This is a genomic window from Chlorogloeopsis sp. ULAP02, assembly GCF_038404745.2.
Taxonomy (GTDB): Bacteria; Cyanobacteriota; Cyanobacteriia; order Cyanobacteriales; family Nostocaceae; genus Chlorogloeopsis.
The window spans coordinates 1-15,655 of record NZ_JAYKTT020000077.1; the positions used below are offsets into that span (position 1 = coordinate 1).

12 protein-coding genes are annotated in these 15,655 nt (G+C 40.4%); 5 read left to right on the forward strand and 7 right to left on the reverse strand.

Annotated elements, in window-relative coordinates; all coding sequences use genetic code 11:
• Nucleotides 1–59 precede the first annotated feature (59 nt).
• Nucleotides 60–953 carry a hypothetical protein gene (locus U2718_RS27155; protein WP_341993183.1) on the reverse strand — a complete coding sequence of 298 codons (894 nt, stop codon included), beginning with the start codon at nucleotides 951–953 and terminating at the stop codon, nucleotides 60–62.
• 774 nt (nucleotides 954–1,727) lie between these two features.
• Nucleotides 1,728–5,105, reverse strand: coding sequence for a maltose alpha-D-glucosyltransferase (gene treS, locus U2718_RS27160; protein WP_341993182.1), 3,378 nt, complete (start codon nucleotides 5,103–5,105; stop codon nucleotides 1,728–1,730).
• 212 nt (nucleotides 5,106–5,317) lie between these two features.
• On the opposite strand from treS, the gene malQ reads away from it, so the two are divergent.
• From malQ to U2718_RS27175, 3 genes are all read left to right on the forward strand, one after another.
• On the forward strand, nucleotides 5,318–6,835 hold the full coding sequence (malQ, locus tag U2718_RS27165; RefSeq protein WP_341993181.1) for a 4-alpha-glucanotransferase: 1,518 nt from the start codon (nucleotides 5,318–5,320) through the stop codon (nucleotides 6,833–6,835).
• 413 nt (nucleotides 6,836–7,248) lie between these two features.
• Complete coding sequence (locus tag U2718_RS27170) at nucleotides 7,249–7,530, forward strand: DUF1830 domain-containing protein (RefSeq protein WP_341993180.1); 282 nt, start codon at nucleotides 7,249–7,251, stop codon at nucleotides 7,528–7,530.
• Nucleotides 7,531–7,539: 9 nt separating this feature from the next.
• Nucleotides 7,540–7,806 (forward strand): hypothetical protein, encoded by a 267-nt coding sequence (locus tag U2718_RS27175; protein ID WP_411813374.1) that lies wholly within the window; start codon nucleotides 7,540–7,542, stop codon nucleotides 7,804–7,806.
• Nucleotides 7,807–7,826: 20 nt separating this feature from the next.
• On the opposite strand, the gene U2718_RS27180 is transcribed toward U2718_RS27175, so the two are convergent.
• The 5 genes from U2718_RS27180 to U2718_RS27200 all read right to left on the reverse strand — a co-directional run bounded on the left by U2718_RS27180 (nucleotide 7,827) and on the right by U2718_RS27200 (nucleotide 14,377).
• A complete protein-coding gene (locus U2718_RS27180; RefSeq protein ID WP_341993178.1) occupies nucleotides 7,827–9,116 on the reverse strand; it encodes a glucose-1-phosphate adenylyltransferase in 1,290 nt (429 codons plus the stop codon).
• Nucleotides 9,117–9,178: 62 nt separating this feature from the next.
• Nucleotides 9,179–9,343 carry a hypothetical protein gene (locus U2718_RS27185; protein ID WP_341993177.1) on the reverse strand — a complete coding sequence of 55 codons (165 nt, stop codon included), beginning with the start codon at nucleotides 9,341–9,343 and terminating at the stop codon, nucleotides 9,179–9,181.
• Nucleotides 9,344–9,655: 312 nt separating this feature from the next.
• Nucleotides 9,656–11,311: an ATP-binding protein gene (locus U2718_RS27190; protein ID WP_341993176.1), complete on the reverse strand. Its 1,656-nt coding sequence runs from the start codon at nucleotides 11,309–11,311 to the stop codon at nucleotides 9,656–9,658.
• A 227-nt stretch (nucleotides 11,312–11,538) separates the two neighbouring features.
• A complete protein-coding gene (locus tag U2718_RS27195) occupies nucleotides 11,539–11,997 on the reverse strand; it encodes a response regulator (protein WP_341993175.1) in 459 nt (152 codons plus the stop codon).
• 70 nt (nucleotides 11,998–12,067) lie between these two features.
• A complete protein-coding gene (locus tag U2718_RS27200; protein WP_411813375.1) occupies nucleotides 12,068–14,377 on the reverse strand; it encodes an ATP-binding protein in 2,310 nt (769 codons plus the stop codon).
• 281 nt (nucleotides 14,378–14,658) lie between these two features.
• Between U2718_RS27200 and U2718_RS27205 the strand changes: the two genes are divergently transcribed.
• Nucleotides 14,659–14,886, forward strand: a complete 228-nt coding sequence (locus tag U2718_RS27205; protein WP_341993174.1) for a hypothetical protein — start codon at nucleotides 14,659–14,661, stop codon at nucleotides 14,884–14,886.
• 77 nt (nucleotides 14,887–14,963) lie between these two features.
• On the forward strand, nucleotides 14,964–15,620 hold the full coding sequence (locus tag U2718_RS27210; protein ID WP_341993173.1) for a HAMP domain-containing sensor histidine kinase: 657 nt from the start codon (nucleotides 14,964–14,966) through the stop codon (nucleotides 15,618–15,620).
• Nucleotides 15,621–15,655 lie beyond the last annotated feature (35 nt).

Sequence of the window (15,655 nt, forward strand, 5' to 3'; positions counted from 1 at the left end):
AATTATTTAGGCGATCGCTTATACAAAATAACTTATTCATAAGCAAATGTTACTGGTTATTACAAATCACTAAATCCTAAAATACATTCTCTTTGACGTCTGGATAATCTATGTGAAATTCTCAGCAATTCCTCTCTAGGTAATGCAGATTTACTAAATCTTGTTATGGGTTGTCTAGAAGTATAGGCAAAAGTGATTGAAAATCGATCTGTTTCTACAGGCGGCTTGGCACGGTGAAAAACATTACAGGTATCACTAAAAATAACCGTGCCACAACTTCCCGGACAGGGTTTCCAATCTGATACAGGTACAGACTTTTCAATGAGTTGATCTGGAATAAAACCGCCACTATATCTAATATTTTGACGTAACAATGAGGTTGATAATTTGCAAATGTATTCAAACGGGCCGCCATTTATACTTACATCATTTAAATAGACTATGATTTTGACCATCTTATAGTCTTCTACGTCTAGGTGCCATTGCCTTACATCTGTGAGTTTACCGTTGGCAATTTCTTTACGAAAATCTGCACCGTGATAAAAAACTGGAAGGCCAATGTAGTTTTCAACAATATTAATTAATCTTTCTTCGAGTCCCCAAAGAAAAATTTCTGGATACTGCATACATATGGATGTAGGCAGAGTAATTGAACATTGATTTTTTGTGGAAAATGCTTGAAATTCTGGTAAGAGCTTTTTGGCATTGGCCATTAGCAAAGATGTAGAGGAGATTCCTAAGTTTTGTAAAGAAGTCACAAAAACTCCTTTATGATGCAAAGATTCTATCAGAACTCTGTCTTCTGGGTAAATTTTAGGTAGACAATCAACATATTTTTTAATTTCTTGTCTATGGGCATACTCGAATGCAAGTTTTAGGACAGGTAATTGTAAAAAGTTTCTCTTAATTTTATAAGGTATACGTTTCAGCTTTGCTAGAGTTACTACCATCATGTTTAACTTGCTAGTACGTGTGTTGTAGTTTTCTGCATTTTGCAGATAAGCAAAAAGACTGATGGCATTTTTTACTTATTACACCACTAGTCTTTGAGATTACATTACAAGATATTATGTTATTTGTAAAAAAATCGATTAAAAGCAAGTTAAAAAGCTGTTACGAGACTGTTTATAAGTAAAATTTACGTGAATTTCATTAAAACAACATAATTTGAAAGCTCATGTAGTGATAGCTTAAATAAAGTGCTTAATTAGCTAAGACATTTTTTTACAATTAGGTTTTCTTATCGAAGTTAACTTTAGAACTTTTAAATATATTTGCCGAAATGAGAGAAGAAAAAGCACTCACAAAATTTTGGTACAAAAAGATACATTTATTTCAGAAAAACTACATTAATTTTTGTTATCTTTAGCAATTAAAACCTTATCATGATGTTGCTCATTTCTAGCTTTTTAGGCGCTTCTAAGGAGAATTTCCTTACAATAACTTTGTTTTGTTATAAAGTAAAAATATTAGACGTTGCTAAATTAGATTTTTTAATCTAGATGTAAATATGCGAAATTGACCTCTAGGAACGCTTACGGCATACTCGCCCATATCGCCCATATAATGGTTTTAGTGTTTAACAAAATCATTCTCATACCCTAAATCAGCAATGCCCATTTGATTAGCGGTGAGGCAAAATTAAAGTTATCTTACTAACTCAACAAAGAGCAAATAAAAACTCCCGCTACAGTTGCGCCATAGCGGGAGTAATTGAAAAGAAGCTATTACTTAGCGTGTTGTAGTAGCTCTAAAATCCGCTGGAGAGGAATTTCTACCAAAGTCAAACGATTTTTGAGTTCGTAGTCTAACTCAAGAATTGCCTTTTCTAGAAGGAAGGCATCTAAAAGTACTTGTAACTCTGATGGATGCTTTGGTAAAAAGGCAGCATGATCGGAAGTTGCAAGGTAAGACTTTAAAAAGGCTGCACTAGACCAACAGAAGAAAAATTGCTCCCAATGCTCCATTGTTGGCAAATCATCAGGACGAAGTATACCGCTTTCTTTTTCATTGCGCAGGGCAACACGGCTGGCATAGTAAAAAGATTCTAACATCGAAGCGACATCACGCAAGGGCGATCGCTTGATCCGGCGTTCACTCAGGGGGCGTTTTGGATCGCCTTCAAAGTCAATGATGATGAAATCCTTGCCTGTGAACAGCACTTCTTCTAGAGAATAGTTGCCATGACAGCGAATCCGCATGGCAGTGATTTTTTGATTCAAAATCTGCTGAAATCGCCCCAATAACAACTCTCGCTGGTTTAGCACCATTTTTGCTAGAGGTTGGACATCAGCAGATAATTCTCCCAAAAGTTTGTTCAATCGCAGCAATGTTTGCCCTGCCTGATTGCGCATATATTGATAGATTGAGCGCTGGTAGAAAGAGGAAAAAGGTTCGGGTGCAAAATGACTATCATCAATGTCGGATGCCAACCCCATGTGCATTTCAGCAGTACGTTGTCCCAATAATTCGGCACTGCGCAGATAGTTCCCCATGAATTCTTGCGCCATTTCCGGAATCGGAACATCTAATGCTGCTTGTAGCAAAGAAGGAGGAAGCTCAATATCACTGATATCTACATGTTTTGGCAGCACTTGCTCAAAAAAGTCACGCAAATTGTCTAAAGTGTACGACCAGGCATCGGTACTTTCGGGGATGTATGTTCGTAATATAGCCAATGTTATTGGTTCAACCCCTTTACTACGATACTCTAAGGCTCCAACAACAGGAGCAAGATTTTCTAGTTGGGGTATGCCTCTTTTGGCTGAAGTTTTGGTAAGAAAACGCCCAAGCTCTAAATCAGGGTTGATGCCCGTCTCAACTTTTCGGAAGAGTTTGCAGAAGAGGCGATCGCCATAAATAATGCCTGTGTTGGTGTGTTCTCCCTTCAATAAATGTGGTTCTAAGTTAACTTCGCTTTCATTGTCGGTAACGTTACTCAAAATTTCTGGGAAATCCTTTGTTTTGGTTGCTACCAATTCGCCCATCATTCCTTTGTAAATGCGGTTATGGGCGATCGCATCTAAGGGGATATTCAGAAAATCTTTGTCTGCTAGAGCCGCAAATAACACTCCTGCTTCATTTTTTCCTTGGACGTAAATCTGGGCTACTACTTGTTCGGTGTTAGTGCGGAAGCGATCGCCACCAATGCCATCTGTTTCATAAGCCAAAGTCAAGACATATGTTTGGGGATCGCCTTCTGTAAAGTCCAATTGTACTAAGACAATATAAGCTTCAGTACCTTGAGCAGAGATAGGAATCGCTTCTTTAATATGGGCAGCTTGAATTACTCGTGTTTTACTATCAAACCAAGTACAACTACACAAAAAATCTGGTAGTGTTGCTTCTAGAGCTGTTCTGGCTTCACCTTTGACAAAAACATTCTGCCACTTGCCACTCACTACAAGTTTTGGTATCTGATTAGGATTTCTAATCGTACAGGTGATACTACTCGGCTGTAATTGCAGGGTAAACCAGTAGAATGAGTGTGGCCCCAAACAAAGGAAGTAAGGAGACTCGCCGATAGCAGGGAAAGCTGTTCTACCAAAAATTTCTACAGGAACCAAACCATTGAAAGCAGATAGATCCAGTTCCACAGTTTGGACAAAGCGTGACAAGTTCGCTATTACTAAAATGTGTTCGCCATCATAGGTACGGGTAAAAGCAAGTACTTTGCGGTTTTCTGGATACAAGAACTCAAATGTACCGCGTCCAAAAGCTTGATAACGTCCCCTAATCGCAATCAGCCGTTTCATCCACCACCAAAGAGAATTTGGGTTTTCTCTTTGTGCTTCCACATTAATCGCCTCAAAGTGGTATTCCGGGTCTAGAATAATTGGTAAAAACAGCTTTTGGGGATTTGCACTGCTAAAACCGCCATTTCTGTCAGGACTCCACTGCATGGGAGTACGCACACCATTGCGATCGCCCAAGTAAATATTATCCCCCATACCAATTTCATCGCCGTAGTAAAGCACGGGTGTTCCTGGCAAGGACATTAATAAAGCATTCATCAACTCGATTCTGCGACGGCTATTACCCATCAAAGGCGCAAGACGGCGACGGATGCCCAAATTGATCCGGGCTTGTGGATCTTGGGCATAGACTTTATACATATAGTCCCGGTCTTCATCGCTGACCATTTCTAGAGTCAGTTCATCGTGGTTGCGTAAAAATAATGCCCACTGACAATTATCGGGAATACGCGGCGTCTGCTGTAAAATATCAATGATGGGGAAACTGTCTTCCATATGTACTGCCATGTATAAACGTGGCATCAAAGGGAAATGAAAATCCATGTGGCATTCGTCCCCCTCCCCGTAATACTCAACAGCATCTTCAGGCCATTGGTTTGCTTCTGCCAACAACATCCGGTTGGGAAACTTTTCGTCTACGTGCTGTCGCAGTCTCTTTAAAAACGTGTGGGTTTCTGGTAAATTTTCACAGTTAGTTCCCTCACGTTCGTAAAGATATGGCACTGCATCTAAGCGCAGTCCATCAACACCCATCTCCAACCAGAAATCCACCACATCAAATAACGCTTGCTGTAGTTCTGGATTTTCAAAGTTTAAATCTGGCTGGTGAGAATAGAAGCGATGCCAGTAATATGCTTTGGCAACAGGATCCCACGACCAATTTGAAGTTTCAAAATCTTTGAAGATAATCCGTGCTTCCTGATATTTCTCAGGCGTATCACTCCAAACGTAAAAATCTCTTTCCTTACTTCCTGCGGGTGCACGGCGGGCGCGTTGAAACCAAGGGTGCTGGTCGGAGGTATGGTTTATGATCAATTCAATAATGACACGAATGCCGCGCTCATGGGCAGCACTCAAAAAAGCCTCAAAGTCTTCCAGATTACCATAGATGGGGTTGACACTAGTGTAGTCAGCAATGTCATAACCATCATCGCGCAGCGGCGAAGGGAAAAAAGGCAACACCCAAATTGCCGTTACTCCCAAATCTTGTAGATAATCTAATTTTTCTGTTAAACCACGAAAGTCGCCTATGCCATCACCATCACTATCAGCAAAAGCACGTACAGGCACTTCGTAAATGACCGCATCTTTAAACCAAAGTGGATCGTCTTTTAATAATGGATGTTGCATAGTCTATGCTGCTTATTTCCCTCAGTTATTGTAATCATCAGACTTGCTTACTGTTGTTTAAAATTTTTTGAGCAAAAAATTTTGTCCGATGTGCTTATATGGTTTCAGCACATAATAACCACAAGTAGTCATCCAAACCTTCTCTCTTAAGAGGGGCAAGAATAGCACCGATATTTTGCAAACATAAAGAAAATGCTTTTCAGTAATGTCTCATGAGTTTTTCAAGAGCAAGTGGAATTTTGTTACACCCTACTTCTTTACCAAGTCAATTTGGAATTGGGGATTTAGGTAAATCGGCTTATGAATTTGTAGATTTTTTAGACAGGAGTGGACAGAAACTCTGGCAAATACTGCCTTTGGGGCCTACAGGTTACGAACACTCGCCGTATATCATGAATTTTAGTACTTTCGCCGGCAATCCCCTGTTAATTAGCTTAGAGGAGTTGGTAAAAGAGAATTTACTATCTGAGGAAGAATTGACACCTTTACCAGAAAGTGCCTCTCAAAATCCTAACCAAGTGCATTTTGATGCAGTAATTCCTCACAAAACGAAATTTCTCCGCCTTGCTTTTAAACGTTTTCAGCAAACTTTAAACGAGAAATCAAACCCAGAGTTTGAGCAATTTTGTCAGGAGATGTCGGCTTGGCTCGATGATTACGTGCTATTTATGGCGCTACTGGAAGCTAATGATGGTAAAGCGTGGAGTGACTGGGAAAGTACTCTTGCCCGCCGTGAACCCGGTGCTTTGCAAGCTGCTACTGAGAAATTCCAGGAAGAAATTTTCTACCATAAGTTCCTACAATTTAAATTCTTCCAGCAGTGGTCAAGGCTGCGCACTTACGCCAACGACAAAAATATTAAAATAGTTGGTGATATCTCTATTTATGTCTGCCATAACAGCGCAGATGTGTGGGCAACTCCAGACATTTTTCAACTTGATCCGCAGACTTTAGCACCTGCCTATATAGCCGGGGTTCCGCCAGACTACTTCAGTGCTACCGGGCAGTTGTGGGGAAATCCGGTTTACGATTGGGATAAGTTGCAGCAAACTAACTTTGCTTGGTGGATTGAGCGATTTAGAGCTACATTACAATATGTAGATATCGTGAGAATTGACCATTTCCGGGGTTTTGAGGCTTACTGGCGAGTACCTGCGGGGGAAGAAACTGCGATTAATGGCGAGTGGATTAAAGCTCCAGGAGTCGAATTTTTTGAAACCCTTGGTGAAACCTTGGGTAGTTTACTAGTGATGGCAGAAGATTTGGGAATTATCACCCCAGAAGTAGAAGAACTGCGCGATCGCTTTGATTTTCCAGGTATGCGGATTTTGCAGTTTGCTTTCAGTGGTGATTCTGACAATGCTTACCTGCCACACCATTATGTCAAAAATTGTGTAGTTTACCCAGGCACTCACGACAACGATACTGCGATCGGTTGGTGGCAGCAGGCAACAGCACAAGAAAAGCAGATGGTTGCAAAATACTTGGGTTACACTTTGCCAGAGGAAATTAAAGAAATCAATTGGCTATTCATCCGCATGGCTTTAGCTTCAGTTGCAGATCTGGCAATTATTCCACTCCAAGATATTTTGGGCTTGGATGGCAGTGGCAGAATGAACGATCCAAGTGTGAATGCAGGTAACTGGCGTTGGCGTTACAGCAGTTCTGAACAGTTAACTCCAGAATTAAGTCAGCGGTTGTTGGAGATGACACAGCTTTATTGCCGTTAAGTTTTTGTTGCTTCAAGGAGCACCAGAAAATAGATTATCCAAGCTTTTGGGATGGGCATCCTGTTCATCCCTATTTTTTGGCTCATACTCAACACCGAAATCTTTTGAGAAAAGCTGACACGGCTAGTTACTTTCAGTACTGCACCTTAGTTTAATTTTTGAATTATGCGATCGCACGAGCGCCGATGTTCATAGTCGTATTAAAGCACTAAAAAAATACCTGAGTGCAAATCTTAAAAAAATATTAAATATTACGATTTTTTGCTAATTAGATGAAAATCTAAATATAAGCTTAAATTTCGTTATTAAACGGGGTCAGCTTTCATAAAGACCCTGAATATAAAAACCCTGTGGATTTAGCGTCAGTCTCACCGCAAATGAGTTTGGCGCTATTTTTCAAAAAAGTTATAGATATGACTCAATTACTCAATCCCTTACTGTCTACTGATTTCAATCACATCCTCTGTCACTTTGCCAACAATACCAGCCAGATTCAAATTGCTCGCATCTCTAATATTCCAGGCTGGTTCTTTGAGCGTGTTGTGTTTCCAGGACAACGGCTGATTTTCCAAGCACCACCAAATGCTTGTCTAGAAATTTATACACCAGAGATGGTAACTGCTCTTGTGTGCGATCGCATCGATTGTATCCAAATGCAAGTAAAAAGCTTTACATCGGTTAGAGGTTGTGGCTAAATGACCTTTATGGAAGCTGTTTCCCAGTTCTTAGCTTATAAATTCCCTTTTTGGGGTGTTTGTCACTTAAGCTTTGTTCCGGAAACAAGAACAATTTATGTCCACTGCCTGACTCCTGGTAGAAGAACTGCGATACTTAAGGATGCGAAAGCAATAGCCGATCTAGATATCGGCGTTGACAAGTTTATTGTTATCCATCCAGGCTATTCTTACATTATTATTCCCCACATTCGCCTCAGAGGCGTTGAAATTGCTTGTGTTAGGATCATTGACTAATCATTAAAATTCTGATGATGCTAAACTACTGTTCCATTCGCAATAGTGGCATTTTTTAACACCACAATGATACCGCTCTTAATATAAAAGCCCCGCTCTGACTGATCTGCTTCTTCAATTTGTTGTTTGTTAATCAGTTGTACGTTACTACCGATGCGTGCATTTTTATCAACGATCGCACGGCGAATGATCGTATTTTCTCCAATACCGATGGGTACACTCTCAGGAGCTACATTACTTTGCTGTTTTGTATGTGTTTGATAGTAATCTGCACCCATAATCAGAGTGTCCTCAATTGTACACCCTGCCTCTACTTGCGTGCGGATGCCCAAAACAGAGTGGTGAATCTGGCTATCTTTGATAATGCAACCTTCCCCAATCATAGAATCAGTGACTTGGCAATTCTGAAATTTACTTGGGGGTAGCGATCGCCCTCTGGTGTAAATGGGTGCTTTTTCATCGTAGAAACTAAATGGTGGCTGTGGGTGCTTCGTCAGTGCTAAATTTGCCTCATAGAAAGCTTCAATCGTGCCAATATCCTCCCAGTAGCCATCAAATAGGTAAGCCTGAATGTTGTGAGTTGTTGCCGCTGCTGGAATAATTTCCTTACCAAAATCAGTTTGAGTGGGAAATTTCTCCAACAAATCTACTAACACCTCTGGCTTAAAGACATAAATCCCCATCGAGGCTATGTAGGGCTTTTGTTTGGCTTGTTCTGGTGTTAAACCTAGTAGAGTCGTGTCAACACGCATTGCTTGCAATGCTTCACCTTTGGGTTTTTCACTAAAGCTGAGAATTCTACCAGCACGATCCATCTTCATCAAGCCAAATGCAGAGGCGTGCTTTTCATCCATTGGCACAACAGCGATCGTGATATCAGCGTTGGTTTCCCGGTGGCGCTGTATAAAATCGCTATAATCCATGCGATATAGGTGATCCCCAGAGAGAATTAGATATTCGCTAGTATCCCATTCTTTAAATAGCCACAGATATTGACGAACGGCATCTGCTGTCCCTTGAAACCAGTTAGAACTTTGTGGAGTTTGTTGAGCAGCTAGAACCTCAACGAATCCTTCATGAAAGCCAGAGAAGTTGTAAGCATGGGCAAGGTGACGATTGAGAGATGCTGAATTGAATTGTGTTAGCACATAGATTTTATAGATTTCGGAATTTATACAGTTACTAACGGGAATATCAATGAGGCGATATTTCCCTGCTAGAGAAACAGCTGGTTTGGCACGGAGCTTGGTTAAGGGATAAAGTCGGGTACCAGCACCTCCACCCAGAATGATTGCAAGTACTTTTTTCACAGCAACCTCATTTGCTAGTTCTTATTCTTCCGAAATCGGCTGATTAGTTTTTACCTCAATCGTCAATAGTTTGAGCGGATGAGAGTACACTCATCGACTTTAAACCATCGTCTCTTACCACGTCGCATTTTTACTAAAACACGACCAGGTTGCCACCAAGTAGAAGGAATAACAATACCGTTACTCCCATTGGGGAGTTGGACAAGTGTACCTGGAATGATAGTCATAGAAACTTATGAAAAATTAGAGATTTTGAGAGGAAATTAAAAAATTATTCTTGGAAATCCATGTTGATTGCCTTCCAAATCAGAGAAATTCCACGGGTATGAATACTCGTGAAAAACTTGATTGGAAGCGCAGATAGCAGAATGTTAAGGAAATCTAAAGAATGATAAAAGTTTAGCTAATCTTTATGTTTGTTTTAATGATTTAAATATTTATTTACATAAATCAAGTTAAACACTTGAGTTTACGTAACATTTTCTTAACATCAGGGTGTAAGCCTTAGTATCTATGCAATTTCGTGAAAGTCCAGTATTCTAAATTTGAGTTAGGCGCTTTGGTAAAGTTACAGTTATCTTTGTCCCTTGCTCCTGGTGACTTTCTAACCTAATTTCACCACCATGCAACTCGACGCAAGTTTTGACAATGGCTAATCCTAAGCCTGTTCCCGGAATTTTACCAACTTTATTACCCTGACTCAGAGATGCCAGCAAGTTTTGTTGATCCTCGATTGGTATACCAATTCCCTCATCTTTAACTTCAAAAAGGATATACGAATCATCTCCCATCAGGTGAACTTCAATATTTCCACCTTCTGGGGAAGACTTAATGGCGTTTGAGAGTAAATTAGCTAAAATTGGGCGCAATAGTTTAGCATCGCCCCAAAAACCCCTTGTATTTCCTGTAATTTTGAAAGTTAATTGGTGGCGATCGCTAATTTTTTTTCGCTGTTCTTCAATAATGTCACAGAAGAATTGCAATAATTCAAATGGCAATGGTGTAAAACTTACTTTGCCAAATTCAAGTTTCTCAATCACCAGCAGGTTATCTACTAGTTGACTCATTTGTCTGGCTTTGTCTTCAATCAATTCCAAGAAATGCTGATTTTTCGACTCATCCAACTTTTGATGATGTTGCAAAAGCGTTGATGCTGCTACCAGAATAGATGCTAAGAAAGTTCGATATTCACAAGAAACTGTTGTGACAAACTGAGATTTAAAAGCGTTGAGTTGCTTTTGATTCTCCAAGTCTACAAGTGCTTTGGTAAATCTTTCTGCCTGATGAATAGTACTCGCTAGATGCTCCACTAATTCATTGAGAATGTCTATTTCATCTGGCTGCCACTGCTGCTTGTCTGAACTTTGAGAGACAACTAACAAGCCCCACAGCTTGGTAAAAGTTTCCTCAGAGTCATCATTCAGCAAAATTGGAACTAGTATATATGTTTTTTTGGGGACTTTCTTGTGATGATCACATATTAGTATTGAAGCTTGAGTGTTGTTTTCTTTTCTTGCTTGGAATTCCTCAACAAAAGCCCTGATTTTTTCGAGTGGAGTACGGAAACTGCTCCAGCCAGCCTCACATAGCTTCTTGAGATTGAATGGAGCGGGTTTGCTTGTGAAGTTGTGATCTGAATTAGAAATGACTTGGTAGATTGTGAGTTGCTCACACTCTAAAAGTTGCTGTACTTCCTGGGCAGTCGTCTGTAGGATTTGTTCTAAGTTGAATGATTGACGAATGCGTACAGCGATCGTTGCAGCTAATTGCTGTTGTTTTTGCATCTTGCTGAACTGGTTTTGCAGATGTGATTTTTGGATCGCATTGCGAACAGTCAGTTGCAGCACATCTGGTTGTAGATGTTGTTTTACCAAGTAATCTTGAGCGCCCAGTTTCATTGCTTGTACAGCAACCCGTTCATCACCTTGTCCAGTTAACATGATCACAGGGAGCTTGACTTCCAAATGTTGTTGTTTTAGTTCATCTAGAAACTCAAGCCCGCTCATATCAGGCAGACAAAAGTCAAGCAGAATTGCATCACAGTGTTTTTTTTGGCAAAGCTCAAGCCCCACCTCTGCTGAGGCAGCTTCCAAAATTTGGTAAGACTGGTGAGGATCGCTTAAAAGGTATTCACGATAAACTTCTCGATCCTCCGCACAATCATCAGCAATCAGGAGTGTCCAAACATTTGACATGAAGAAAACAGGAGAAATCTCCTTGATTTAAAAAAGTCGTAGATTGCAAATTATAAATAAAATTGACGTGTAAAAAATTTTTTATACTTTCTAATTATATCAAATTTTTCAGGATAAACGCGATATTTCCCGCCTTTACAAGGTTTTACAAGATGAGGGGAGCGCTGCCTCCCCCAGTAAACTCTCTTTGCATACGGCTACCGTACAGTGTCGAGAAAGCACCCTTTTCATTGAGTTGAATTAGAAATTGGTGAAATATTAACTTCCAACCAGTACTCTACAAATGCTTGAACTGTTTTCTCTAATTCAGTAGAGTCCACTGGTTTAATCAGATAACCATTTGCTCCTTTTTGATAACAAAATTCAATGTCTTTGGGATTTGAGGAAGTTGTAAAGACGACGATTGGAATTTCTCTCAAATTCCGATCTTGCTTGAGTTGCTCTAGCACATCACGCCCATCAGTACCCGGTAAATTTAGGTCGAGCAAGATCACAGAGGGACGTGGCACACTATCTTGATTACCATAATCCCCTTCTTGATAAAGGAAATCTAAAACTTTATCTCCATTGGTACAGCGATAAATAGGATTTTGTACTTCCATTTGCTGCATTAGTAGCTGCAACACCTCAAAATCCTCATCACTATCCTCAGCGATTAATAACGGCTCGCACTGCTTGGTTGCCATTGGGATCATTTAAAGTTTGATATTATCTCATATGATTTTACAATACTTTACATTATTTAATGTATCTTAATTATGCGATAGTAAAGTAAAAAGTTGAACCAACACCTACGGTAGACTCCACCCAAATTCGTCCGCCATGACGTTCAATAATTTTTTTGGTAATTGTCAACCCTGCTCCTGTACCACCACCGTATAGGTGTTGTTCGTGCAACCGCTTAAACAACCGGAAGATGATGTCGAGATGTCGTTCTCGAATGCCGATGCCGTTATCTTTGACGTAGAAAGTAATTAGGGCATAGGAAGAAGACGCAGCTTCAAGGACGCGGGGAAATTGAATTGAGATATTCTCCGTGTCCTCTTTTTCCAAGTAGCCAATTTCGATCCATTGCTCTGCCTTGTTGTTATACTTGAGAGCATTGCTAAGAAGATTAGTAAAAACTTCACTAATGAGGACAGGATCGCAGTTAACTATAGGTAAAGGTCGCGGAATGCGAATCTGGGCTTGAAAATCTTGACGGCTAATGCGTAAATCTTCCAATACCCTATTGACAATAAGGTTGATATCTGTAGGTACAAAATGTAGCTGTGCTTGCCCCAGTCGTGAAAACTTGAGTAAGACATCTATCAAAGACTCCATGCGACGGGTAAGACGAATTAAAGTTTGCAAGCGAGATTTACCTACGTCATCTAATACCGACTCATAACCTCTTAACAACAGCGTCGAGAAATTATGAATGCCTCGCAAAGGTTCCTTGAGATCGTGAGAAGCGGCATAGGCGAAAGAATCTAGTTCCTGGTTGCTACGCTCTAATTCTTGATTGATTTGGGCTAATTCATCTGCTTTGTTGAGGACAATACCGACGATCGCATTCCTGAGATCTAACGCTTGCTCCAACTCACACGCTTTCCAAGGCAGTGATGTGAATCGAACTGTTTCTTGCCATTGTTCAAATGATTTGCGGGGAAATAGTGTTACAGTGCCATCTGCCTTTACAGTGGTAGAAGTATAAGTATGTGGATTGCCTGCCCAGTTAACTGTTTGCAAGACTTCCGGACGGAACCAGAGAATATAATATCGCCGCACCTTGGAAATTTGCAGCAGCAGCAAGCCACTCGCAACATCTTTCAATGCCAGAGTTTCTGGATAAAGTCTTGGTAGCAAATTGGTGTGAAATAGGGGATTGCTAACACGAGTATCAGCCCAATCAATTAAGTCACGCACCTGTTCAACTGTTGGTGTTAACCCCACCAGTGTGATTTCATCTTCCAAACAAACAGCTGCTCCTTGGGCATTTACTAAATCCAGCAGACGAGGCGCAGGATTAACGAGTGCTTGTTTAAGATTATTGGCTTGGGAAATTGATTCTATAAAATCTGATTGCAGTGCTCTCAGCTTAACTATGTAGTCTAGTTCTTCGCGATCAACTTTATTGGTTAATTCCGAGACTACGAATTGCGCTAATAATTCGCAGGCTTCGCGAATTTCGTAAGGGACAAATTTCGGTGTCTGATGATGGCAGGAAATTAATCCCCACAGGGTTTGACCTTTGACTAGGGAAATGACCATAATGGCCGCTACACCAATATTTTGATGGTATTCAACACAGCAAGGATCAACACTCCGCAGCACTGCCAAGCTGAAATCGAGTGGTTGCTGAGTCGCTAGGTTTTTTGGCGGAATCAACTCTATTGCTTGCGCACCCAAATCGGGGATGAATCGTGACATACCGCGTTTGTAGGCTTCCCTGACTGACTCTGGTATATCTGTGGCAGGATAGTGTAACTCCAGATAGGACGGTAAATGATCCTGCTTTGTCTCAGCGATTACTTTCCCTGCTCCTTGGGAGTCAAATTGATACACCATGACTCGATCAAACCCAGTCAGATTCCGAATTTCTTGAGTCACTAACCGTAAAAATTCGCTAGTACTGGATATTTGTTGCAGTTGAGCGATCGCTCCTTTGAGGAGAGCAGAAATACTAAAGAAATTTTCTTGTTTGGGTGGAACAATTGGCTCAAGTTCTAGAACAAGAACATTTGTTGTTCGATGTAGCAGAGCGTTAAAGAAGCGATCGCCTATTGGGGTACGAATTAAGATTTTGAGCGGATTTATGCCACTAAAATCTTTCGACAAGCACTTGTTAATTGCTTGAATTTGTGATTTAGCTAGCAATGTATCAAGAGTTTGTCCGAGCAAATTCTGATGGGGGATTCCTAAATGAGCCTGAGTATTAGCGCTTAGTTGTAGAATCCTTAGCTCAGGATGCGATAACACTAAAAGAATGCCATGAGGCTGAATTGAAATAGAAAAATAAATTAATTCGCGATCGTGACTCATCGAACTCCCTGTTTGGGCAGTAGTAATTTCAAACTCGCTCATGGCTTAACATATCGAAACATTTTTGAACGGCACAAGCTCCGGGATGCCCGTAAATACAGCAGTTTTTGGAGTCGATCTGGTAACACAGAAGCTCAACCATTAGCATTTGCTGCTCTAATTTGGACTACAGTTGATCGAAAAATATTTCGATTAATTAAGATCCCTGCAACAATCTAAATAAAATATTAAATTATTTCAAAGGAGATAGGATTTAAAGAATGGCAATTAACAAAATCTAAAGAAAATATTAAAATTTTTCATAAATATACAGGGATAAAACAATGCATATCAACTCTTCGATGCTGCGTTTGACTTGGTCTGTAATTGAAGATACCCCAAGTAGCGAACTGCTTACTCTTACGGATACTGGGTTAATCAAGCTAATCCTGCAACAAATTGCTAGCAAGATTCTATTGAACGGAGAAGAAGTCTGTGCATTGTACACTTACATTGCCTCTAGAACAACGCTGATTCGGGATATTGCGGAATCTCGTGTCTTGGCAATCTAATTCAATGTAAAAGGGCGAACGCAAACCAGCCCTTCTTACAAACACCTTTATAGCCAGTAAAAAGGCAGGAATTTTGGATGAGCGCCGATCTCTTTCCACAAACTAATAGTTGTTACCTGAACCCGGTTGCCTGTTGGCACCAGAGTGAATTGAAATTACCGTTATTAAGCAGCGTTGACAATGCAATAGAAGTATCTGTGATGCCAGCTAATCTCGATACAGAGATTGCACCTTTGGCAATGGATACAATTGATTTGCAAATTTGGATTCCCTCTATCGTCCGGTTGTTTAAAGAACGTATTTGCAGCCAACAAAAACAATTGTATATAGTAACAACTGCCGAGCTTCCTTTATTAACAACCAATATCTCTGACTTAGAGCGGATTTTTGTTAAATTACTAACAAATGCTTGCAATTACACGCCTGTTGGTAAAGCGATCGTTGTCTGTGCATATACGACAACTAACACTACACAACTGAGTGTTAGTCATTCTAGTGTTGAAATTGCAGCCGATAAACAGACTCGAATTTTGAATCCTTGGCAGGGAGAGGAAACTGGATTAGGATTGGTGATGGTGCAAAAATTAGTGCAGCGGTTAGGAGCCTCAATGCTAGTGGAGAGTGCAAATAATCAAATCACCTTCACCGTAAAGTTTCCGCAAAAGCTAACAGCAAAAAAAGGTAATAATTCTAGAGATGGGGATGGCGAGCGTATTCGTTTTCTTAGCTGTTAGTATGGTTAAGGTAGTCCCCAAGCCCTTGTGGGCGG